The organism is Pseudomonas sp. Marseille-Q5299, assembly GCF_943737035.1.
Lineage (GTDB): Bacteria > Pseudomonadota > Gammaproteobacteria > Pseudomonadales > Pseudomonadaceae > Aquipseudomonas > Aquipseudomonas putida_E.
This window is the reverse complement of sequence record NZ_CALSFR010000004.1, coordinates 31,996-53,461: the sequence shown is the minus strand read 5'-3', so window position 1 is coordinate 53,461 and position 21,466 is coordinate 31,996. Positions and strand designations below refer to the sequence as shown.

17 protein-coding genes are annotated in these 21,466 nt (G+C 63.7%); 9 read left to right on the top strand and 8 right to left on the bottom strand.

From position 1 onward, the window contains the following. Window positions 1–157: 157 nt before the first annotated feature. Together pcrP and NGJ21_RS13015 are read left to right on the top strand one after the other, a co-directional pair. Window positions 158–721 carry an HAD superfamily inactivated hydrolase PcrP gene (pcrP, locus tag NGJ21_RS13020; protein ID WP_046786445.1) on the top strand — a complete coding sequence of 188 codons (564 nt, stop codon included), beginning with the start codon at window positions 158–160 and terminating at the stop codon, window positions 719–721. A gap of 123 nt (window positions 722–844) precedes the next feature. Continuing rightward, window positions 845–1,108: a DUF4404 family protein gene (locus NGJ21_RS13015; protein ID WP_012313583.1), complete on the top strand. Its 264-nt coding sequence runs from the start codon at window positions 845–847 to the stop codon at window positions 1,106–1,108. Window positions 1,109–1,213: 105 nt separating this feature from the next. On the opposite strand, the gene queF is transcribed toward NGJ21_RS13015, so the two are convergent. Next, complete coding sequence (gene queF, locus NGJ21_RS13010; protein ID WP_119688581.1) at window positions 1,214–2,044, bottom strand: NADPH-dependent 7-cyano-7-deazaguanine reductase QueF; 831 nt, start codon at window positions 2,042–2,044, stop codon at window positions 1,214–1,216. A 68-nt stretch (window positions 2,045–2,112) separates the two neighbouring features. Continuing rightward, window positions 2,113–2,616 (bottom strand): cupredoxin domain-containing protein, encoded by a 504-nt coding sequence (locus tag NGJ21_RS13005; protein ID WP_046786447.1) that lies wholly within the window; start codon window positions 2,614–2,616, stop codon window positions 2,113–2,115. A 153-nt stretch (window positions 2,617–2,769) separates the two neighbouring features. Here NGJ21_RS13005 and cinR point away from each other — a divergent pair, with 153 nt between their 5' ends. Next, entirely contained in the window at window positions 2,770–3,450 is a 681-nt protein-coding gene (gene cinR, locus NGJ21_RS13000) for a two-component system response regulator CinR (RefSeq protein ID WP_012313580.1), read from the top strand. After that, on the top strand, window positions 3,450–4,787 hold the full coding sequence (locus NGJ21_RS12995; protein ID WP_286010435.1) for a heavy metal sensor histidine kinase: 1,338 nt from the start codon (window positions 3,450–3,452) through the stop codon (window positions 4,785–4,787). The genes cinR and NGJ21_RS12995 overlap by 1 nt, the downstream gene beginning before the upstream one ends. A gap of 116 nt (window positions 4,788–4,903) precedes the next feature. On the opposite strand, the gene NGJ21_RS12990 is transcribed toward NGJ21_RS12995, so the two are convergent. From NGJ21_RS12990 to NGJ21_RS12980, 3 genes are read right to left on the bottom strand one after another with little or no spacing between them, the layout of a single operon-like run. After that, entirely contained in the window at window positions 4,904–6,145 is a 1,242-nt protein-coding gene (locus NGJ21_RS12990) for a lipoprotein-releasing ABC transporter permease subunit (protein ID WP_125923177.1), read from the bottom strand. A gap of 56 nt (window positions 6,146–6,201) precedes the next feature. Then, entirely contained in the window at window positions 6,202–6,885 is a 684-nt protein-coding gene (gene lolD, locus NGJ21_RS12985) for a lipoprotein-releasing ABC transporter ATP-binding protein LolD (protein ID WP_172655298.1), read from the bottom strand. Between the two features lie 7 nt (window positions 6,886–6,892). Continuing rightward, window positions 6,893–8,143 carry a lipoprotein-releasing ABC transporter permease subunit gene (locus tag NGJ21_RS12980; protein WP_115275402.1) on the bottom strand — a complete coding sequence of 417 codons (1,251 nt, stop codon included), beginning with the start codon at window positions 8,141–8,143 and terminating at the stop codon, window positions 6,893–6,895. Window positions 8,144–8,236: 93 nt separating this feature from the next. Between NGJ21_RS12980 and NGJ21_RS12975 the strand changes: the two genes are divergently transcribed. Both NGJ21_RS12975 and NGJ21_RS12970 read left to right on the top strand, forming a co-directional pair. Next, window positions 8,237–8,821, top strand: coding sequence for a PilZ domain-containing protein (locus tag NGJ21_RS12975; RefSeq protein ID WP_115275403.1), 585 nt, complete (start codon window positions 8,237–8,239; stop codon window positions 8,819–8,821). A gap of 31 nt (window positions 8,822–8,852) precedes the next feature. Beyond that, the gene (locus NGJ21_RS12970) at window positions 8,853–9,569 is read left to right on the top strand and encodes a glycerophosphodiester phosphodiesterase (protein WP_046786451.1); all 717 of its coding nucleotides are present in this window, start codon (window positions 8,853–8,855) and stop codon (window positions 9,567–9,569) included. A gap of 48 nt (window positions 9,570–9,617) precedes the next feature. Here NGJ21_RS12970 and sthA read toward each other — a convergent pair whose 3' ends face one another. The 3 genes from sthA to NGJ21_RS12955 all read right to left on the bottom strand — a co-directional run bounded on the left by sthA (window position 9,618) and on the right by NGJ21_RS12955 (window position 13,903). Beyond that, window positions 9,618–11,012, bottom strand: a complete 1,395-nt coding sequence (gene sthA, locus NGJ21_RS12965; protein ID WP_012313573.1) for a Si-specific NAD(P)(+) transhydrogenase — start codon at window positions 11,010–11,012, stop codon at window positions 9,618–9,620. A 204-nt stretch (window positions 11,013–11,216) separates the two neighbouring features. After that, entirely contained in the window at window positions 11,217–12,215 is a 999-nt protein-coding gene (locus NGJ21_RS12960; protein ID WP_251962190.1) for an FAD:protein FMN transferase, read from the bottom strand. Between the two features lie 224 nt (window positions 12,216–12,439). Continuing rightward, window positions 12,440–13,903, bottom strand: coding sequence for a glyceraldehyde-3-phosphate dehydrogenase (locus NGJ21_RS12955; RefSeq protein ID WP_012313571.1), 1,464 nt, complete (start codon window positions 13,901–13,903; stop codon window positions 12,440–12,442). Between the two features lie 168 nt (window positions 13,904–14,071). Here NGJ21_RS12955 and mfd point away from each other — a divergent pair, with 168 nt between their 5' ends. From mfd to NGJ21_RS12940, 3 genes are read left to right on the top strand one after another with little or no spacing between them, the layout of a single operon-like run. Next, complete coding sequence (gene mfd / locus NGJ21_RS12950) at window positions 14,072–17,521, top strand: transcription-repair coupling factor (protein WP_251962189.1); 3,450 nt, start codon at window positions 14,072–14,074, stop codon at window positions 17,519–17,521. 9 nt (window positions 17,522–17,530) lie between these two features. After that, the gene (locus NGJ21_RS12945) at window positions 17,531–18,103 is read left to right on the top strand and encodes a CsiV family protein (RefSeq protein WP_115275406.1); all 573 of its coding nucleotides are present in this window, start codon (window positions 17,531–17,533) and stop codon (window positions 18,101–18,103) included. Between the two features lies 1 nt (window position 18,104). Continuing rightward, the gene (locus NGJ21_RS12940) at window positions 18,105–21,431 is read left to right on the top strand and encodes a DEAD/DEAH box helicase (protein ID WP_251962188.1); all 3,327 of its coding nucleotides are present in this window, start codon (window positions 18,105–18,107) and stop codon (window positions 21,429–21,431) included. Window positions 21,432–21,466 lie beyond the last annotated feature (35 nt).

Sequence of the window (21,466 nt, the reverse complement as noted above, 5' to 3'; positions counted from 1 at the left end):
GGCGCAACGCATGCGCCGCAGGTAAGGCGGCAGTATAGAGGCTTGCGAGCTGATAAACACCTTTACACATTTTTCCTAAATATTTGTGAGCAGCTATTACAAGTCACAGAGACGTAACAATCGCCCAATAGCCTGCGGTGTATTTAGGGACGCTGCCATGCATGATGCACCTGCCTTCACCGCTGTGCTGTTCGGCCTGCGCGGTTGCCTGGTCCAGGCTGCCAACGGCAGCCCCTTGCCCGCCCCCGGCGCCCTCGAAACCCTGGCCGGCCTGCGCCGCCGACAGGTGCCATGTATCTGGCTCGATGACCTTAGCAGCCCCCAGGGCAAACGCCTGGCCAGCGTGCTGCCGGAGTGGTTGCCGGGGCACACCGCCAATGGCGTGCGATTGCCCGCGCCCAACGCCTGCTGGCAGGCACTGATGGCGCTGGACAGCCAACGCCTGGACGGCTGCGTGCTGGTCAGCGGCGAGCCGCGGCTGTTGCAATCAGGCCTCAACGCCGGGCTATGGACCATCGGCCTGGCCGCCTGCAGCCCGTCCTGCGACCTCGGCTCACAGCAATGGCAAGCCATGACCCCGCAGGAGCAGGAGCTGGCACGGGGCAAGGCCACGCTGGACCTGTTTCGCCTGGGCGTGCACTCGGTGATCGACCACCTCGAAGCGCTGGACACCTGCCTGACCGACATCGCCCTGCGCCGGCGCAAAGGCGAAAAACCCTGACACAGCAGCGTTGATACGGATCATGCAAAGCAACGGCGAGTGGATTACGCTAGAAGACAGGTGCGAACCTTTGCCGCTTCGCTGAGGTCCATGCCTTGCCAAGCCATTGATGGAGAACAGCCAATGCCTGCCCGCGAATTGCAAGAGCGCCTGAACAGCTTGCGCGAGCAACTGGATCGAAACATACCGCTTACGGATGAGGAGCTGGCCGCGCTGCATGAGGAAGCCAGACAGATCGAGGCGCAACTGAAGCTTGAGGAAGCTACGCCAGACAACAACCTGGTCGATGGTGTGAACCTGGCCATAGAGCGTTTCGAGGCCGACCATCCCGACCTCACCGCCACCCTGCGCAGCATTGCCAACTCGCTGCACAGTATGGGTATTTAGTAATAGCTGGGGCCGCTTCGCGCCCCTTTCGCGACACAAGGCCGCTCCTACAGAAGCGGCCTTGTGTCGCGAAAGGGGCGCGAAGCGGCCCCAATCACTCGAACCTTACTGACGCACCAGCCGCACGTTTTCAGGGCTGATCGCCCCAGTACTACGGTACGGATTGATATCCAGCCCACCCCGGCGCACATAACGCGCGTACACGGTCAGATGCTCCGGCTGCAGCAGGCTCTTCAAATCCAGGTAGATCCGCTCCACGCACTGCTCATGAAAGTCCGCATGCTGGCGGAAGCTGATCAGGTAGGTCAGCAGGCTGGCATGGTCCAACGCCCTACCCTTGTACTCAACCACAACACTGCCCCAGTCCGGCTGGCCGGTCACCGGGCAGTTCGACTTGAGCAGGTGACTGTGCAGGGTTTCCTCCACCACCCGCTCGGGGTTGCAGCGCAGCAACTCTGGCTGCGGCTGCTCGTAGTTGCTGATGGTCACATCCAATGCATCAATGCACTGCCCCGGCAGCGCAACCACACCTTGCGCCTCCACTTCTGCCAACGTGCGCACCTGCACGCTCACAGGCTTGCCAGCGGCAGCCGACAGGTCTTTCTCAAGGCATGCCTGCAACTCGCAGATGGTGGCGAACACCGTCTGGTTCAGTGAGTTCAGGTAGAGCTTGAACGACTTCGACTCGATGATGTTCGGCGAATCGGCAGGGATGGCGAACTCCCCTATCGCCACCACAGGTTTGCCGGACGGCAACAGCCAGGACAGCTCGAAGCAGTTCCAGTAATCCACGCCGTACCAAGGCAGGGTCTGGGCGGTCACACCCAGTTCGGCCCACTTGGCCGTGCGCGGGATGGGGAATAGCAACGAAGGCGTGTAGGTGGCAATGTATTCGCTGGATTTGCCCAGCGGGGAATGTTCGGCGGCGGGATGCATGGAAACTGACCTGAAGGTTCGGAAATACCCTTAGTCTACCGGTTTTACATCCCGCCTTGGAGCGCCAGTCACTCGATGGTCAATGCCCCGACCATGCCAGCCTGGTAGTGCCCAGGTACGTTGCAGGCGAATTCGATGGGCGCCGACTGGCGGAAGGTCCAGGTCAGCTCGGCGCGCTGGCCGGGCTGCAACAGCACCGTATTGCCAGCATCATGGCCATGGGCACCGTGGTCCATCTGGCCATGGCCCATACCCTCGTGGCTCATGCCGGCGGTGAACAGCTTGCCTTGCATGGCGATCATTTCTTTCTGGTGCTGGGCGTGCATGGCCTTGTCACCCAGGTTGAACTCATGGGGCAGCTTGCCTTCGTTGATCAGGACAAACCGTACGGTCTCGCCCGCCTTGACCTGCAGGTTCCCGGGCTCGAAGGCGATGTCCTTGAGCACGACCTCGACAGTGCGCGTGGCCTTGGCCGCCGGGGCCGGCTCGCCGAAAGCGAAGCTTTTGCCGGTGCCCGCGAGGGTGGGCAGGCTCAACAGGGCAAGCGTAGCGGCGACGAACAGGTGTTTCATGATGACTCCAGTACTTGCAACGGATATGAGGCCACTTTAGAAAGGGCTGACTGGCAGCTACCTGACGGCAAGATTACAACTTTGTCAGCTTGGGTGGAGGCCGGGATAGTCACGTATCATTTCAGCCATTACAGCGCCCACTCTGGACACCGCATGAAACTGCTGATCGTCGAAGACCAGGCCCGCACCGGCCAGTACCTGAGCCAGGGCCTCAGCGAGGCCGGCTTCGCCACTGAGCTGGTCGCTGATGGCGAAACCGGCCAGCACCTGGCCCTGAGCGGCGATCACGACCTGCTGATCCTTGATGTGATGCTCCCAGGCCGCGACGGCTGGCAGATCCTCCAGGCGGTGCGCCAGGCCGGCCTGGACACGCCGGTACTGTTCCTCACTGCTCGCGATGCAGTGGAGGACCGCGTGCGCGGCCTGGAATTGGGTGCCGACGATTACCTGGTCAAGCCTTTCGCCTTTTCCGAACTGCTGGCCCGGGTGCGCAGCCTGCTACGCCGCGGTGCCAGCCCCAGCCAGGAGACGCAGCTGGCCTTGGCCGACCTGCGCCTGGACTTGTTCCGTCGCCGGGCAGAGCGTGCAGGCCAACGCATCGACCTGACCGCCAAGGAGTTCGCCCTGCTTGAATTGCTGCTGCGCCGCCAAGGCGAAGTGTTGCCAAAATCGTTGATCGCCTCGCAGGTTTGGGACATGAATTTCGACAGCGACACCAACGTCATCGAGGTCGCCATCCGCCGCCTGCGCCTGAAAATCGACGACCCGCACCGCAACAAGCTGATTCACACCGTGCGCGGCATGGGCTATGTGCTCGAGGAGCGCCACGACTGATGCGCAGGCTTTCCCTTGGCAGCCGCCTGGCCCTGTTGTTCGCCGCATGTACCGCTGCCGTTTCGCTGGGGGCGGGGCTGCTGTTCAACCGCGCCAGCGAGCAACATTTCGTCGAGCTGGACCAGCAACTGCTCGAATCACGCGTGTCGCTTTTACGCACCCGGCTTTCCGGCCTGCAACGCCCTGCCGACCTGCAAGCACAGCTGGCAGCCCTGCGCAACGAGCTCAGCCACCAGGCCGACCTGGCCTTGCGCATCAATGGCAGCGATGGCAGCCCTTGGTACGCCAGCCGCTACGCGCTGCCAGACGCGCCGGCCGGCCCAGGACTGGCAACGGTGCATGCCGACGGTGTCGATTACCGCAGCCTGGCCGTGCAACTGAACGACAGCGCCCGACTGACGCTGTTTCTCGACATCACCCATCACCAGCACTTTCTGCAGGGCATGCAACGCCTCATCTGGCTCACCGTCGGCCTGTCCGCGCTGGCCACGGCACTGCTCGGCGCCTGGGCCGCGCGCTGTGGGCTAAAGCCGTTACGGCAGATGGGCCAGGTGGCCGCCAGCGTGTCGGCGCGCTCGCTGACCACCCGCCTGCCGGTGGCGCAGCTGCCGGAAGAACTGGCGGAACTGGGCAGCACCGTGAACGCCATGCTGCAGCGCCTGGATGACGCCTTCCAGCGCCTGTCGGCGTTCTCGGCCGATATCGCCCACGAGCTGCGCACGCCGCTGTCAAACCTGCTGACCCACACCCAGGTCACCCTCACCCGCCCCCGTAGCCTCGAGGAATACCGCGAAGCACTGCACGGCAACCTTGAGGAGCTGCAGTGGATGGCACAGATGATCAAAGACATGCTTTTCCTGGCCAAGGCCGACCATGGGCTGCTGGCACCAGGGCAGGCAATGCTGGCGTTGCATGAAGAGGTGGACGCGCTGCTGGAGTATTACGCCCCCCTCGCCGAGGACAACGAAGTGCAGCTGCTGCGTGAGGGTGAGGCGACATTGAAGGGCGACCGGCATATGCTGCGCCGGGCACTGTCCAACCTGCTCGACAATGCACTGCGGTTTACGCCGGCAGGCGGGCAAATACGCGTGACGCTGGAGCCTGGGGGGAAAGTTTGCGTGGCCAATACCGGCATGCCGATCGAAGCTGCTTCATTGCCTAGGCTGTTTGACCGGTTTTATCGGGTGGACCCGGCGCGGCGCGAGGGCAGTAGCGAACATGCGGGGCTGGGCCTGGCAATCACCCGGTCGATCATCCAGGCCCATGGCGGGAGCATCCGGGCACAGTGCAAGGACGGCTGGACGCGGTTTGTAATCGAGTTCAGCGAGCCGCTTTAGATCGCGTGGGCTGATTTGCAGCCCCTTCGCGACACAAGGCCGCTCACAAAGCTGACGTGATCGCGGTAGGAGCGGCCTTGTGTCGCGAAGGGGCGCAAAGCGCCCCCACAGTGCAATCAACCAGCCAGCCCGATCGCCGGCTGCACCTGCGAAGCGCGGTATGCCGGGTAGATGGTCGCCAGGAAGCTCATCACCAGCCCGGCGGTGCAGATGATCGCCACATCACCCCACTGCAGCTCGGACGGCAAACTGCTGATGAAGTACACATCCGAGGTAAAGATGTGCTGCCCGCTCACCCGCTCCAGCCAGCCGACGATCTGACTGACATTGAACGCAGCAATCACCCCGAGCACGCCACCGATCAATGTGCCGACGATACCGATCAGGCTGCCCTGGACCATGAAGGTGCCCATGATCTGTGCCGGGGTGGCGCCCAGGGTACGCAGGATGGCGATGTCCGGCCCCTTGTCGTTCACCACCATCACCAGGGTGGCGATGATGTTGAACGCCGCCACGGCGATGATCATCATCAGCAGCAGGCCGATCATGGTCTTTTCCATCTTCATGGCACTGAACAGGCTGCCCTGGGTGTGCGACCAGTCATCGGCGCGGTAGGCATCGCCCAGGCTGGCAGCAATGGCCTTGGACACCTGCGGTGCGGCATACAGGTCGTGCAGTTTCAGGCGCACGCCCTGCACCTGGCCTGGCGCCCAGCGCTGCATCTCGCCGGCATCGGCCACGTGCATGTAAGCCTGCGAACCGTCCAGCTCGGCACCCACCTTGAAGATGCCGACCACCGTCAGGCGCTGCATGCGCGGGGTGATGCCGCCCGGCTCCTTGCTGATTTCCGGCACGATCAGGGTCAGTTTGTCGCCGGTATTGAGGCGGAACCGGCGCGCAGTCAGCTCGCCGATCACCACCCCATACTCACCCGGCTGCAGGGCCTGCAGGCGCCCCTGCACGATGTGCTGGCCGACGATCGAGACCTTGCCCTCTTCGGCCGGGTCGATACCGCTGACCTGGATGGGCTGCATCGCACCTTTGTAGGAGAGCATGCCCTCCATCTCGGTGATCGGCGCAGCGGCCATCACTGCCGGGTTCTGTAGCGCCGCGTCGGCAGCCTTGCGCCAGTCGTCCAGCGGCTGCACGCCGAGGATGCTGGCGTGTGGCACCAGGCCGAGGATGCGCGAGCTCATTTCGCGCTGGAAGCCATTCATCACCGACAGCACCACGATCATCGCCAGCACACCCAGGGACAGGCCGATCATCGAAGTCATCGAGATGAACGAGATGAAATGGTTGCGGCGCTTGGCACGGGTGTAGCGCGCACCGATGAACAAGGGCAAGGGTCTGAACATGTAAAACACCCACTGAAAAAGTTGCGGGGCGGCTCAGGCCACCCCGTGCAAGCGGCTCAGATCGCCACCAGATGACCGTCGTCGAGTTTCAGCACGCGGTCCATCTGGCGCGCCAGGTTGAGGTCGTGGGTCACCACCAGGAATGCCGTGCGCGATGCGCTGGACAGTTCCTGCATCAATTCCTGGATGCCTTGGGCGGTGTGGTGGTCGAGGTTGCCGGTCGGCTCATCGAGCATCACCAGGCCCGGCCGGTTTACCAGCGCCCGGGCAATGGCCACCCGCTGACGCTCACCACCGGACAGCTCGGCCGGCTTGTGGTGCAGGCGGTGGCCCAGGCCGACACGCTTGAGCAGTGCCTCGGCGCGCTCACGCGCCTCGGGGATCGCGGTGCGGCCGATCAGCAGCGGCATGCACACGTTCTCCATGGCGGTGAACTCGGGCAGCAGGTGGTGGAACTGATAGACAAAGCCCAGCTCGCGATTGCGCAGCAGGCCGCGGGCGCGCTCGCCAAGCGCCGACAGCTCTTCGCCGGCCAGCCAGACGCTGCCCTGGGTCGGCCGATCGAGGCCGCCCAGCAGGTTGAGCAAGGTGCTCTTGCCCGAACCCGAACTGCCGACAATGGCCACCCGCTCCCCGGCGTGCAGTTCGAGGTTGAGCCCGGCCAACACTTGTACCGACTCCGGGCCCTCGTCGTAGGACTTGCCCAGGTTGCGGCAACTCAGAACGGCTTTATCACTCATGCGCGACTCACTCATAACGTAGCGCCTCTGCAGGCTGGGTGCGGGCCGCACGCCAGGCCGGGTACAGGGTGGCGAAGAAACTCAGGACCAGCGCCGCACCGCAGACCATGTACACGTCCTGGGCCTGGATCTGCGAGGGCAGGTAATCGATGAAATACACGTCAGCGTTGAGGAACTTGTGCCCGATCAGTTTCTCGATGCCGGCGATCGCCGCGCTGACGTTGAGCGCAGCGAGGATACCGACCACTGCACCGATCAGGGTGCCAATCACCCCGATCACCGTACCCTGAACCATGAAGATGGCCATGATCTGCCCGGGCGTGGCGCCCAGGGTACGGAGGATGGCGATGTCACCGCGCTTGTCGTTGACCACCATCACCAGGGTGGAAATGATGTTGAACGCCGCCACCGCAACGATCAGCAACAGCAGCAGGCCGATCATGGCTTTTTCCATGCGGATCGCCTGGTACAGGTTGCCGTGGGTACGGGTCCAGTCGCGGCTGTAGTACTCCTGTTCACCCAAATGCTGGGCGATGCTCCAGGCCACGCGTGGTGCCTGGAACAGGTCGTCGAACTTCAGGCGCAGGCCCTGCACCTGGTCCGGCTTCCAGCGGTGCAGGCGTGACAGGTCAGCGATGTTGGTCAGGCCCAGGTAACCGTCGATCTCGCCGGCACCGACGTGGAAGGTGCCGACCACGGTGAAGCGCTTCATGCGCGGGAACATGCCGGCCGGCGTCACGCTGACCTCAGGGGCGACGAAGGTCAGCTTGTCGCCGATGGCCACCCCTAGCTTGGCGGCCGCCTTGTCACCGATCATGATGCCCCACTCGCCCGGCGCCAGCTGGTCGAGGCGCCCTTGCTGAATGAAGTTGTCGATGATCGACACCTCACGCTCGCGGCCTGGGTCGATACCGTTGAGCAACACCTTCTGCACCTTGCCATCATGGGTCAGCAGGCCCTGCATCTGGGTATAGGGCGCAACGGCCAGCACCTGCGGATTCTGCTTTACTTGTTGGGCAAGGGCAGGCCAGTCGTTGATCGGCTGGCCGCTCTCGAGCGTGGCGTGAGGGACCATGCCCAGCACGCGGGTACGCATCTCGTGGTCGAAACCGTTCATTACCGAGAGCACCACGATCATCACTACCACGCCCAGGGCGAGGCCGATCATCGAGGTCAGGGAAATGAACGAGACGAAGTGATTACGGCGCTTGGCACGGGTGTAGCGCGTACCAATGAATGCGAAAAGAGGTCTGAACATGTCGGGGCTTGTTCGGATGAAAGGGAACGTCCTTGTGGCGAGGCGCCTGCGGCGGCTTTACACTCGGACCACCGCCGCTACCATGGGTTCGCCATGACGACATTAGACGAAGAAGATCGCCGCGAATACTACCGCATCGAAGATCGGATCGCACTGGAAATCAGCCCCCTGAGCGCGGCCGAAGCCCTTGAGCCAGAACTGTTGCAGGATGATTCACCACTGTTCAACCTGCTCAGCGAGCTGCACCTGTCCGACTTCGAGTCCCAGCACCTGTTGCGTCAGCTAAGCGAAAAGGACCGCACCCTGGCGGCGTTCCTGCGGGCGCAGAACAAGCGCCTGGACCTGCTCAGCGCGGTGGTCGCGCAAACCCTGATCGGCGAGATCGGCCAGCCCCAGCGGGTGATCATCTCCGAAGGCGGCATCGAATTCGCACAAGCCCAGCAAATCGCCCCGGGCACCCGGGTCAAAGTGAAGATGGTGTTGATGCCCCGCGCCCACGGCCTGCTGCTGCGCGGCAAGGTTACCCACTGCGACCCGCGCGCCGATGGCAGCTTCGAACTCGGCACCGAATTCACCGACATGACCGATGCCCAGCGCCAGTTGCTGGCCCGCTACATCCTGCAGCGCCAACAGCAGCAACGGCGCCAGCAGCTGGAACAGGGCGACCCTGCCTCCTGAGCCTTTTCATTTTTGACCTGAAGGAACGAACGTGACCCTCATCTATGGCCACCGCGGCGCCAAGGGCGAAGCGCCCGAGAACACTCTGCACAGCTTCCGTCAGTGCCTGTCCCACGGCGTGACCCGCTGCGAACTGGACCTGCACCTGTCGGCCGACAATGAGCTGATGGTCATCCACGACCCTACCCTCAAGCGCACCACCGGCCGGCGCGGCAAGGTGGTCGAACACCCGGCAGCCGACCTGGTCACCTACGACGCACGCAAGGGCGGCCCGGGCCATGTGCAGCCCTGCCCTATCCCACGGCTGGAAGAACTGTTCGAAAAATGCCCCTTCGAGCACTGGCAACTGGAGGTCAAGAGCGCCTCGCGGACCCGTGCCGCCACCACGGTGCTGGCGATTCGGGAACTGGCACAGCAGTACGGCCTGCTGGACAAGGTGACCATCACCTCGAGCTCGCGGGAAGTACTGGGTGCTGCGCTGGAACTGGTGCCTGACGTGAAGCGCGGCCTGGTCGCCGAGTACGCCTGGCTCGACCCGCTGAAGGTCGCGCAGAACTATGGCTGCGATCTGCTGGCCTTGAACTGGACATTGTGCACTCCCGAGCGCCTGCTCAAAGCACAGGGCCAGGGTTTGCATGTGTCGGTGTGGACGGTCAACGAGCCGGCACTGATGCGCCGGCTCGCTGATTTTGGCGTGGACAGCCTGATTACAGACTTTCCCGGTTTGGCCAAGACCACCCTCGGGTAGGGCTGAAATCGGTCTCCCCGACCGGCTCAGGCCACCGGCCGGAGCCGCTCAAAAAAGCCGGTTCAGGCCGTCATAGGCAGCTACCCGATAGGCTTCGGCCATGGTCGGGTAGTTGAACGTGGTGTTGACGAAGTACTTCAGGTTATTCAGTTCGCCCGGCTGGTTCATCACCGCCTGGCCGATGTGGACGATTTCCGAAGCCTGGTAGCCGAAGCAATGCACGCCGAGGATTTCCAGGGTCTCGCGGTGGAACAGGATCTTCAGCATGCCTTGCGGCTCGCCGGCGATCTGTGCACGCGCCATGCTCTTGAAGAATGCCTTGCCCACTTCGTACGGCACCTTGGCCTGGGTCAGCTCCTGCTCGTTCTTGCCGATCGAGCTGATCTCCGGAATGGTGTAGATGCCGGTCGGCACGTCGTTGACGAAACGCCAGCTGCCGTTGTCGACGATACTGCCTGCCGCCGAGCGGCCCTGGTCATGGGCGGCACTGGCCAGGCTCGGCCAGCCGATCACGTCACCGGCACCGTAGATGTTCGGCACGCTGGTGCGGTAAGCCTCGTCGACTTCGATCTGGCCACGGCTGTTGACCTTGATGCCGATGTTCTCAAGGCCCAGCTTGTCGGTATTGCCGGTGCGGCCGTTGCACCACAGCAAGGCGTCGGCCTTGATCTTCTTGCCAGACTTCAGGTGCAGGATCACACCATTGTCCAGGCCCTCGACCCGCTCGTAGTCTTCGTTGTGGCGCACGGTGATGTTGTTGTTGCTGAAGTGGTAGCTCAGCGCCTGGGAAATTTCCGAATCCAGGAAGCTCAGCAACTGGCCGCGGTTGTCGACCAGTTCGACCAGCACGCCCAGGCCACTGAAGATCGAGGCGTATTCGCAGCCAATTACGCCGGCGCCGTAAACGATGAGTTTGCGCGGGGTGTGGCTGAGGCTCAGGATGGTGTCACTGTCATAGACACGCGGGTGATGGAAGTCGATGTCGGCCGGGCGATACGGACGCGAGCCGGTGGCGATGATGATGTGCTTGGCGTTGAGCTTTTCCACCACGCCATTGGGGCAGACCACTTCGACGGTCTGCTCATCGGCGAAGCTGCCGGTACCGAAGAACAGGTCGACGCGGTTGCGGGCGTAGTAGCCGGTACGCGAAGCGACCTGCTTGGAAATCACCTTCTCGGCGCTCTTGAGCACGTCCGGGAAGGAGAACCAGCGCGGCTCACCGATGGCTCGGAACATCGGGTTGGTGTTGAACTGCATGATCTGCCGCACCGAGTGACGCAGTGCCTTGGACGGGATGGTGCCCAGGTGGGTGCAGTTGCCACCGACCTGGCGACGGCTGTCGACCATCGCCACCTTGCGCCCTGCTTTGGCGGCGTTCATTGCCGCACCTTCTCCGGCCGGGCCGGAACCCAACACCACTACGTCGTAGTTGTAGACAGCCATGCGTACTCCTTCAGAACTGGCCCGCTGGCCACGGTCGCCGCGGGACTCGATCATGCCGCCGGGGCGCCATGAGAAAATTCGGGTGCAGTCTAATCAAGCGTGAACGCCGCGCACATTAACCCTTGGTCGCGTCGTAGGCCAATTTTGCCTGCACTACATGTGCATCCACCGATTCCCTGGCAGCTACCGTCCCTGCTTGCGCTTTCACCTGCCTTTGAGCGCCCGCTCGAAAGCGGGCGTAGCTCGGGAGACGAAGCCACCCTCTGCCCGAGTCACCAATACCGCCGCCAGGTCATGAGCGATGGCAAAATCCCAGCCGCGCTCGGGCCCGAGGATCAGCAACAGGGTCGAGTAGCCGTCGGCCTGCAGCGCCGAGGCATCGAGCACGGTGACGGCAGCCAGGTCATGATCGACCGGGCGCCCGAGACGGGCATCGAAGGTGTGCGAATAGCGCCGGCCATTCTGCTCGAAATAGTGCCGATAGTCACCCGAGGTCGATACACCCAGGCCGTTGGCCGGTATTACCTGGCGGGCGATCTGACGGTCTTCGCGGGGCAATTCCAGGGCGATGCGCCATGGGCTGCCATCGGGTTTGCCGCCCACCGCCTTGAGCTCGCCGGTAACTTCGGCAATGAAGCTGGCGATACCCATGGCACGCAGGCGTGCAGCAATCAGGTCCACGGCGTGGCCAGCGGCGATGCTGTTGAAGTCCAGTTGCACCGGGGCGTCCTTGCACAATGCCTGGCCCTCGATGCGCAAGTGCTGGTAGCCCACACGCAGGCGGGCATTGGCCAGCGCCTGCGGTTCTGGCACCTGCTCATGGCGGGCCTGGGGGCCGAAACCCCAGAGGTCGAGCAGCGGCTCGACAGTGAGGTCAAAGGCACCATCGCTCTGTTCGGCCAAGTGCTGGCCGAAGGTGACCAGTTCGAGCATGTCTGACGGCAAGGCCAGGCACTGGTTGCCGGGGAGCTGATTGAACTGGCTCACCGCAGAGTCGCCGCGGTAGGTCGAGTAATGCTGATCTATGCCCTGCAGGATCGTTTCCACCGCCGCCTGTACCTGGACAGGCGCCGGCCCGCCTGGCTCGCGGACGTACTGGATGCTGTAGCTGCTACCCATGGCAGGGCCACCGAGGCGCTCCAGGGTGGGGCCTTGGTTGCAGGCGGTCAGCAGCATGAGGATGAACAGGAGGGCTGTGCGCAAAAGTTGAGTTCTCGGTTGCCAGCACCGGCGCGACCTTGTAGGAGCGGCCTTGTGTCGCGAAAGGGCTGCGCAGCAGCCCCAGCAATTTGTGTTGCTCAGCTGAGACCTGGGGCCGCTTTGCGGTCCTTTCGCGACACAAGGCCGCTCCTACAAATTGCTGGCCGGTGCAGCCATAAAAAACGGGAACCCGAAGGTTCCCGTTTTTTCATTGCCTTACAAGCGAATTAGCGTGGAAACGCTGGCGGGTTCACACCAGCCATGTCTTCCATCACGCGAACCACCTGGCAGCTGTAACCGAATTCGTTGTCGTACCAGACGTACAGGACAACGCGGTTATCGTTGGCGATGGTCGCTTCGGCGTCAACCACACCCGCGTGGCGCGAGCCTACGAAGTCGGTGGAAACCACTTCCTGCGAGCTGACGTAATCGATCTGCTTGTGCAGCTCCGAGTGCATGGCGGTCTGGCGCAGGTACTCGTTGATTTCTTCGCGGTTGGTGGCCTTTTCCAGGTTCAGGTTCAGGATGGCCATCGACACGTTCGGCGTCGGTACGCGAATGGCGTTGCCGGTCAGCTTGCCCTTGAGCACCGGCAGCGCCTTGGCGGCAGCAGTGGCAGCACCGGTTTCGGTGATGACCATGTTCAGCGGCGCGGCGCGACCACGACGGCTGCCCTTGTGGAAGTTGTCGATCAGGTTCTGGTCGTTGGTGAACGAGTGAACGGTTTCGACGTGACCATTGACGATGCCGTACTGGTCGTTGATGGCCTTGAGCACCGGCACGATGGCGTTGGTGGTGCACGAAGCTGCCGAGATGATCTTGTCCTCGGCGGTGATGTCACCGTGGTTGATGCCGTGCACGATGTTCTTCAGCGCGCCCTTGCCAGGTGCGGTGAGGATCACGCGGGCAGCGCCCGGGCAGGCCAGGTGCTGGCCCAGGCCGTCGGCATCACGCCATACGCCGGTGTTGTCGACGATCAGGGCGTTGTCGATGCCGTACTGGGTGTAGTCGACTTCGCTCGGGCTCTTGGCGTAGATGATCTGGATCAGGTTGCCGTTGGCAGTGATGGTGTTGTTGGCTTCGTCGATGGTGATGGTGCCATCGAACGGGCCGTGCACCGAGTCACGGCGCAGCAGGCTGGCGCGCTTGACCAGGTCGTTTTCGGCACCCTTGCGCACAACGATTGCACGCAGGCGCAGGCCGTCGCCACCACCGGTCTTCTCGATCAGGATGCGCGCCAGCAGGCGGCCGATGCGGCCGAAACCGTACAGGACAACGTCGGTGCCCTTGCGCGCCGAAGCGTTCTGCTGGCCAACCACGTCGGCCAGTTCTTCACGCACGAACTGCTCGGCGGTCTTGCCGTTGCCTTCCTGCTTGAACTTGTTGGCCAGCTTGCCCAGGTCGACCGAAGCGGCGCCCAGTTTCAGCTCGCTCATGGCTTTGAGCAGGGGGAATGTCTCGTGGACGGACAGTTCGGTTTCGTCGGTCTGACGGTGACGCGCAAAGCGGTGGGCCTTGAGGATCGAGATAACCGAACGGTTGATCAGGCTGCGGCCATAGATCGAGCTCACCACGTTGTTGTTGCGGTAGAGCTGACCGATAAGCGGGATCATCGCTTCAGCCAGAGCTTCACGATCGATCCACTCACCAAGACACTGGTCGGGCTTCTGAGTCACGGGAACCTTCCACATGTAGGGGGAGAAAAAAGGGGCTACATTATGACGCCCCAACGCGTAACCGGCAATGAGCGCCTGTCGTGGGAGCCAAAGCCCGTGCTCATGCCCTTTCCGAGCCTGACAGCACGCACCGGCACCGGTACAATCGGTCTCTTTGCCGCAACGCTTGGAGTGCAATCTCCCGTGTCAGTTCTGCGCCTACCGCAAATGTCGGCCACGGCCGGCAAACAAACCTGGGGCAACCTGCCCGGTGCCGCCCTCAGCCTTGCCATCGCCGAGGCCGCCAGCAGTGCTGGCCGCTTCACCCTGCTGCTGACCGCCGACAGCCAGGCTGCCGACCGTCTGGAGCAGGAGCTGCGCTTCTTCGCCCCCGGCCTTCCGGTGCTGCCGTTCCCAGACTGGGAAACCTTGCCCTACGACCTGTTCTCGCCACACCAGGACATCATTTCCCAGCGCATCGCCAGTCTCTACCGGCTGCCGGAGTTGAGCCACGGCATCCTCGTGGTGCCGATCACCACGGCCCTGCACCGCCTGGCCCCCACGCGCTTCCTGCTCGGCAGCAGCCTGGTGCTGGACGTCGGCCAGACCATCGATGTAGAGCAGATGCGCTCACGCCTGGAGGCCACTGGCTACCGCTGCGTCGACACGGTCTACGAACATGGCGAGTTCGCCGTACGCGGCGCGCTGATCGACCTGTTCCCGATGGGCAGCAAGCTGCCCTACCGCATCGACCTGTTCGACGACGAGATCGAGACCCTGCGCACCTTCGACCCGGAGACCCAGCGCTCAATCGACAAGGTCGACTCGATCCGCCTGCTGCCGGCACGCGAATTCCCCATGCAGAAAGAGGAAGTGACGCGCTTCAAGGCACGCTTCCGTGAGCGTTTCGATGTCGACTTCCGCCGCAGCGCGATCTTCCAGGACCTGGCCAGCGGCATCATCCCCGCCGGCATCGAGTACTACCTGCCGCTGTTCTTCGAAGAAACCTCGACCCTGTTCGACTACCTGCCAAGCGACACCCAGGTGTTCTCGCTGCCGGGCGTCGAGCAGGCTGCCGAGCACTTCTGGAACGACGTGCGCGGGCGCTACGAAGACCGCCGCGGCGACTTGAGCCGCCCATTGCTGCCGCCTTCTGAACTGTTCCTGCCGGTGGAAGACTGCTTCGCCCAGCTCAAGCAGTGGCCGCGCGTGGTGGTCAGTGCCGATGATGTCGAGCCTGGTACCGGCCGTGAGCGCTTCCCCGCCCGCACCCTGCCCAACCTGGCCATCGAAGCCAAGGCCAACCAGCCGCTGGCGGCATTGTCCGACTTCCTCGACCAGTTCAGCGGCCGGGTGTTGTTCACCGCCGAATCGGCGGGCCGTCGCGAGGTGCTGCTGGAGCTGCTCGAGCGCCTCAAGCTGAGGCCGCAGACAGTCGAGGGCTGGGCTGACTTCATCACCGGCAGCCAGCGCCTTGCGATCACCATCGCCCCGCTGGACGAAGGCCTGCTGCTCGAAGACCCTGCCATCGCCCTGGTCGCCGAAAGCCCGCTGTTCGGCCAGCGCGTGATGCAGCGCCGGCGCCGCGACAAGCGCGGCGAGGCCGCCAATGATGCAGTGATCAAGAACCTTACCGAGCTGCGCGAAGGCGCCCCGGTGGTGCACATCGACCATGGCGTGGGCCGCTACCTGGGCCTGGCCACGCTGGAGATCGACGGCCAGGCCGCCGAGTTCCTGACCCTGGAGTACGCCGAGGGCGCCAAGCTCTACGTCCCAGTGGCCAACCTGCACCTGATTGCCCGCTACACCGGCAGCGATGACGCCCTGGCGCCGCTGCACCGGCTGGGCTCGGAAGCCTGGCAGAAGGCCAAGCGCAAAGCCGCCGAACAGGTCCGCGACGTGGCCGCCGAGCTGCTCGACATCTACGCCCGCCGCGCCGCCCGCAAAGGGTACGCCTTCGCCGACCCGGCCGCCGACTATGCCACCTTCAGCGCAGGCTTCCCCTTCGAAGAAACCCCCGACCAGCAGAATGCCATCGAAGCGGTACGCGCCGACATGCTCGCCGCCAAGCCGATGGACCGCCTGGTGTGCGGCGACGTCGGCTTCGGCAAGACCGAGGTCGCCATGCGCGCAGCCTTCATCGCCGTGCACAGCGGCCGCCAGGTAGCGGTGTTGGTGCCTACCACCCTGCTTGCACAGCAGCACTACAACAGCTTCCGCGACCGCTTCGCAGACTGGCCGGTGACGGTCGAGGTGATGAGCCGTTTCAAATCGGCCAAGGAAGTGGCCAGCGCTGCAGCGGACCTGGCCGAAGGCAAGATCGACATTCTGATCGGCACGCACAAGCTGCTGCAGGACGATGTGCGCTTCAAGGACCTGGGCCTGGTAGTGATCGACGAAGAGCACCGCTTTGGCGTACGCCAGAAGGAACAGCTCAAGGCCCTGCGCAGCGAGGTGGACATCCTCACCCTGACCGCGACACCGATTCCGCGAACACTGAACATGGCCGTGGCCGGCATGCGCGACCTGTCCATCATCGCCACGCCGCCGGCCCGGCGCCTGTCGGTGCGCACCTTCGTCATGGAGCACAACAACAGCACGGTGAAAGAAGCGCTGCTGCGTGAACTGCTGCGCGGCGGCCAGGTGTACTACCTGCACAACGATGTGAAAACCATCGAAAAATGCGCCGCCGACCTTGCCGAACTGGTCCCCGAAGCGCGTATCGGCATCGGCCATGGGCAGATGCGCGAGCGCGAGCTGGAACAGGTGATGAGCGACTTCTACCACAAGCGCTTCAACGTGCTGATCGCCTCGACCATCATCGAGACCGGCATCGACGTGCCCAGCGCCAACACCATCGTCATCGAGCGCGCCGACAAGTTCGGCCTGGCCCAGTTGCACCAGTTGCGTGGCCGGGTCGGCCGCAGCCACCACCAGGCCTACGCCTACCTGCTGACACCGGCGCGGCAAAAAGTGAGCGCCGACGCCGAGAAACGCCTGGAAGCCATTGCCAACACCCAGGACCTGGGCGCCGGCTTCGTGCTGGCCACCAACGACCTGGAAATCCGCGGCGCCGGCGAGCTGCTGGGCGAAGGCCAGAGCGGGCAGATCCAGGCCGTGGGCTTTACCCTTTACATGGAAATGCTCGAACGGGCGGTCAAGGCCATTCGCAAGGGCACCCAGCCGAACCTGGAACAGCCGCTGGGCGGCGGCCCGGAAGTCAACCTGCGCCTGCCGGCACTGATCCCCGAGGACTACCTGCCCGACGTGCATGCGCGGCTTATCCTCTACAAGCGCATCGCCTCGGCGACTGAAGAAGAGGGCCTCAAGGACCTGCAGGTGGAGATGATCGACCGCTTCGGCCTGCTGCCCGAGCCGACCAAGAACCTGATGCGCCTGACCCAGCTCAAGCTGCAGGCGGAAAAGCTCGGCATCAAGAAAGTCGATGCCGGCCCGAACGGCGGCAAGCTCGAGTTCGAGGCCGAAACCCCAGTCGACCCGCTGACCCTGATCAAGCTGATCCAGGGCCAGCCAAAACGCTACAAGTTCGAAGGCGCAACCCAGTTCCGCTTCCTGGTACCGATGGAACGGCCCGACGAACGCTTCAACACTCTGGAGGCGCTGTTCGAGCGCCTGACCCCACAGACAGCCTAAGGAAGATCCATGCGTGCCATCCGTTGCCTGACCTTGTTGCTTGCGCTGTTCGCGCCGGCCGCCTTCGCTGAAGGTCTTTATCAGGTGGAAATGATCCTTGTGCGGCAAAACAGCGTGCCGGCCTTCACCAGCCCGTACGCCCCTGAGGACTGGAGCGCCGGCGCCCTGCGCCTGGAAAAGAGCGCCGAACGCCCACTGGCGCTGGAAGATGAAGCCACCCGCCTGCAAGCCACGGCCGACTACACCGTGCTGCTGCACAAGGCCTGGCAGCAGCAGGTCGGCGACACGCCAAGCCGCATCGCCCTGGGTGATGGCCAGGAGCAGTTCGGCCACTTCCCGATCGAAGGCAACCTGAGCATCACCGAAGGGCGCTTCATCGCCGTGGAGGCCAATTTCTGGGTCAACCAGCTCGACAGCAACGGCAATGTGCTCAAGAGCGAGCAGTTCAAACAGAGCAACAGCACCATCAAGGGCGGCCAGCTGACCTTCCTCGATGGCGGCCACCTGGCGGTGCTGCTGAAGGTCACCCCGCCAGGTACACGGAAGATGCCGGTGATGGACCCGGAGATGATGGAGCAGTGATGTGACTGAGGGCGACGCACGGCAACTGCTCAGAGCCCATCCGGACTGGGTCGATTTTATCGACGCGGGCGCACTGGCCCGAGGCCGTAAATATGCAGCGCAGGAACGAACGCGAATCCTTTCGCTGCAGGGCCATTCCATCGAGGCGAGGTGCGAGGGCTCGGCGGGCCAGATTTACCATCAGGATATCAAGCTGGTGTTGAATTACGGCGACCTGCGCGTCTTTGGGAGCTGCTCCTGCCCGGTAGGATTGAATTGCAAGCACTGCGTCGCTGCGTTGCTGCAACTGGAGCTCGAAGGTGGAAACCTTGAGGCAGCCGCAACTCAGGAGCAAGCCGCGCTGTCGCTGCCGCCCGACCTGAACCTGTGGGTGCAGGGGCTCGAATCGCCCTCCAAGGCTGCAGCCAGTAGCGAACCGGCACGCAAAGGTCCGGCCATCTACTACCGCATTCACAGTGATAGCGAACACTTTCAGCTCGAGCCGATCAAGGGCACGCTACAAACCGACGGTACGCTGAAAATCGGCCGCATCACCTCAATGCCGGAGATGATCTACTACACACCCCGTTACGTTACGGAAGATGACGCTCGGCTGTTGCGCCTGATCGATGCCCGCAGCAAAACGCTGACGCCCCTGGCGCAACTGGAAGGCAAGCAAGGGGCGGAGCTTTTGAGCTACGCCTTGGCGACCGGGCGCCTGCTGTATGAAGACGACCCCACGCCTTTGCATGCCGGGCCGCAACTGCATGCCGAGTTCCGCTGGGTCAGGCTGGACAACGGCAGCTACAGGGGCGCCTGGCACCATGACCAGCACCTGCAGCTGCAGGTACTGCCCATCGAGCCTTTGCACTACATCGACCGGCATTCGCATCAGACCGGCGAGCTGCAGCATGATCTCGACCCCTTCATCGCCAGCCAGCTCGCACGCGCGCCAACCGTACCTGAACACCTGGTAGTACCTTTGAGTCATCGACTGAACGCCTTGAACCGGCAAGTCCCGACCCCCACCGCCGTGGTCACCGAGCAGATCGAAAACATCCAGCCCAAGGGCCGGCTGACCCTTGGCAGTCTCGAATTCAGCGCCTACATGCCCAAGACCGGGCGTATGCAGCGCCAGATGCAACACCGCGCCGCCCTTTCCTTCGACTACGATGGGCTGCGCGCCAGTGGCAGCGACGACAAGCCATTGACCCGACTGGTGGATACCACCAGCCAGCGCATCCGCCGCCAGCCCCCGGCCGAGCAGGCACTGCGCAAGGCACTGCGCGAGCTGGGCTTCAAGCCCGCCACCCGGCAAAGCAAGGCGCTGCCAGACAGCGCGGGCGAGATGCTTCAGCTGCCCGACGACGAAGCCTGGCTACGTTTCGCCCGCGACGGCCTGCCGCGCCTGCGCGAGGCAGGCTGGGAAGTCGACATCCACCGCGACTTCGCCTTCAACCTGCATGAGGTGGACGACTGGTACGCCAGCATCGAGGAAGCACCAGGCCATGAATGGTTCGACCTGGAGCTGGGCATCGTCGTCGAAGGCCAGCGCCACAGCCTGCTGCCCATCGTGCTGCAGCTGCTGCGCAGCAACCCCGAGCTGCTGCGGCCCAGCGAGCTGGCCCGGCGCAGCGACGACGAACACCTGCTGATCGACCTCAACCGCGGCCGGCTGGACGCCCCCGCGCTGCGCGTCGCCCTGCCCTACGGGCGAATCAAGTCGGTCATGGGCACCCTGGGTGAACTGTACCTGCACGAGGACAACGTCGGCCCCACCCTGCGCATGGACCGCGCCGACGCAGCACGCCTGAACGACATCGAACATTTGCCCCTGCACTGGGAAGGTGGCGCCCATGTGCGCGACCTGGGCCGGCGCCTGCGCGATGCACGCGACCTGCAGGTCGCGACGCCCGCAGCGCTCAACGCCACCCTGCGCCCCTATCAGCAGCAGGGCCTGAACTGGTTGCAGGCCCTGCGCGAAATGGGCACCGGCGGCATCCTTGGCGACGACATGGGCCTGGGCAAGACCTTGCAGGCCCTGGCCCACCTGCTGCTGGAAAAGCAGAACGGGCGCCTCGCCCACCCTGCCCTGGCAGTGATGCCGACCAGCCTGGTGCCAAACTGGCTCGACGAAGCCCAACGCTTCGCCCCCGACCTGCGCGTCCTGGCCCTGCACGGCCCCGGCCGCAGCAAGCATTTCGCCAAGCTGCACGAATACGACCTGGTACTGACCACCTACGCCCTGGTGCCGCGCGACCTCGAGCACCTGCGCGCGCAGCAGTGGAGCGTACTGGTGCTGGACGAGGCGCAGAACATCAAGAGCAGCACCAGCAAGGCCGCCCAGGCTGTCTGCGAGCTGCAGGCCAACCAGCGTCTGTGCCTGACCGGCACGCCAATGGAGAACAACCTGGGCGAGCTGTGGTCGATCTTCCACTTTCTCATGCCCGGCTGGCTGGGCGAGCTCAAACGCTTCAATCAGGATTACCGTACGCCTATCGAACGCCATGGCGACGCGGAACGTCTGGCGCACCTGGTCACCCGCATCCGCCCGTTCCTGCTGCGCCGCACCAAGGAGCAGGTAGCGACCGAATTGCCTCCCAAGACCGAAATGGTCCATTGGGTCGAGCTCAGCGACGCCCAGCGTGATACCTACGAGGCCGTACGCGTGGCGATGGACAAGAAAGTGCGCGACGAAATCGCGCGCAATGGCGCGGCACGCAGCCAGATCGTGATCCTCGATGCCCTGCTCAAGCTGCGCCAGGTATGTTGCGATTTACGCCTGGTCAAAGGGGTCGAGACCAAGGGCAATCAGGCTGACAAGGGCAAGCTCGGCGCGCTGCTGGACATGCTCGAAGAACTGCTCAGCGAAGGGCGCCGGGTGCTGTTGTTCTCGCAGTTCACCTCGATGCTGGCACTGATCGAACAAGAGCTGGAAAAGCGCAAGATCCGCTACAGCCTGCTCACCGGCGACACCCGTGACCGGCGCACACCGGTGCAGCAGTTCCAGCAGGGCGAGAGCGAAGTGTTTCTGATCAGCCTCAAGGCCGGCGGCGTGGGGCTGAACCTGACGGCTGCCGACACCGTGATTCACTTCGACCCGTGGTGGAACCCGGCCAGCGAGAACCAGGCCACCGACCGCGCGTACCGCATCGGCCAGGACAAGCCGGTGTTCGTGTTCAAGCTGATCACGCGCGGTACCGTTGAAGAGAAGATTCAGCAGCTGCAGCAGGAAAAAGCAGCGCTGGCAGCAAGCTTGCTCGACGGGGCAGAGGCTGGGCAGTGGCGTCTGGGGGATGAGGAAATCGAAGCGTTGTTTGCTCCGCTACCCGGAAAGCGGGCGCGCTAGCAGTCAGTCCCGGCTACTTCGCTGGCAAGCCCCCA

Coding starts and splice junctions, on each gene's coding strand:
- NGJ21_RS13015 (WP_012313583.1), top strand. CDS start 845: ATGCCTGCCCGCGAATTGCAAGAGCGCCTGAACAGCTTGCGCGAGCAA.
- NGJ21_RS12990 (WP_125923177.1), bottom strand. CDS start 6,145: ATGTTCAGACCCTTGCCCTTGTTCATCGGTGCGCGCTACACCCGTGCC.
- NGJ21_RS12945 (WP_115275406.1), top strand. CDS start 17,531: ATGCGTGCCATCCGTTGCCTGACCTTGTTGCTTGCGCTGTTCGCGCCG.
- NGJ21_RS12995 (WP_286010435.1), top strand. CDS start 3,450: ATGCGCAGGCTTTCCCTTGGCAGCCGCCTGGCCCTGTTGTTCGCCGCA.
- NGJ21_RS13005 (WP_046786447.1), bottom strand. CDS start 2,616: ATGAAACACCTGTTCGTCGCCGCTACGCTTGCCCTGTTGAGCCTGCCC.
- lolD (WP_172655298.1), bottom strand. CDS start 6,885: ATGAGTGATAAAGCCGTTCTGAGTTGCCGCAACCTGGGCAAGTCCTAC.
- NGJ21_RS12955 (WP_012313571.1), bottom strand. CDS start 13,903: ATGTGGAAGGTTCCCGTGACTCAGAAGCCCGACCAGTGTCTTGGTGAG.
- cinR (WP_012313580.1), top strand. CDS start 2,770: ATGAAACTGCTGATCGTCGAAGACCAGGCCCGCACCGGCCAGTACCTG.
- NGJ21_RS12980 (WP_115275402.1), bottom strand. CDS start 8,143: ATGTTCAGACCTCTTTTCGCATTCATTGGTACGCGCTACACCCGTGCC.
- pcrP (WP_046786445.1), top strand. CDS start 158: ATGCATGATGCACCTGCCTTCACCGCTGTGCTGTTCGGCCTGCGCGGT.
- sthA (WP_012313573.1), bottom strand. CDS start 11,012: ATGGCTGTCTACAACTACGACGTAGTGGTGTTGGGTTCCGGCCCGGCC.
- NGJ21_RS12975 (WP_115275403.1), top strand. CDS start 8,237: ATGACGACATTAGACGAAGAAGATCGCCGCGAATACTACCGCATCGAA.
- queF (WP_119688581.1), bottom strand. CDS start 2,044: ATGCATCCCGCCGCCGAACATTCCCCGCTGGGCAAATCCAGCGAATAC.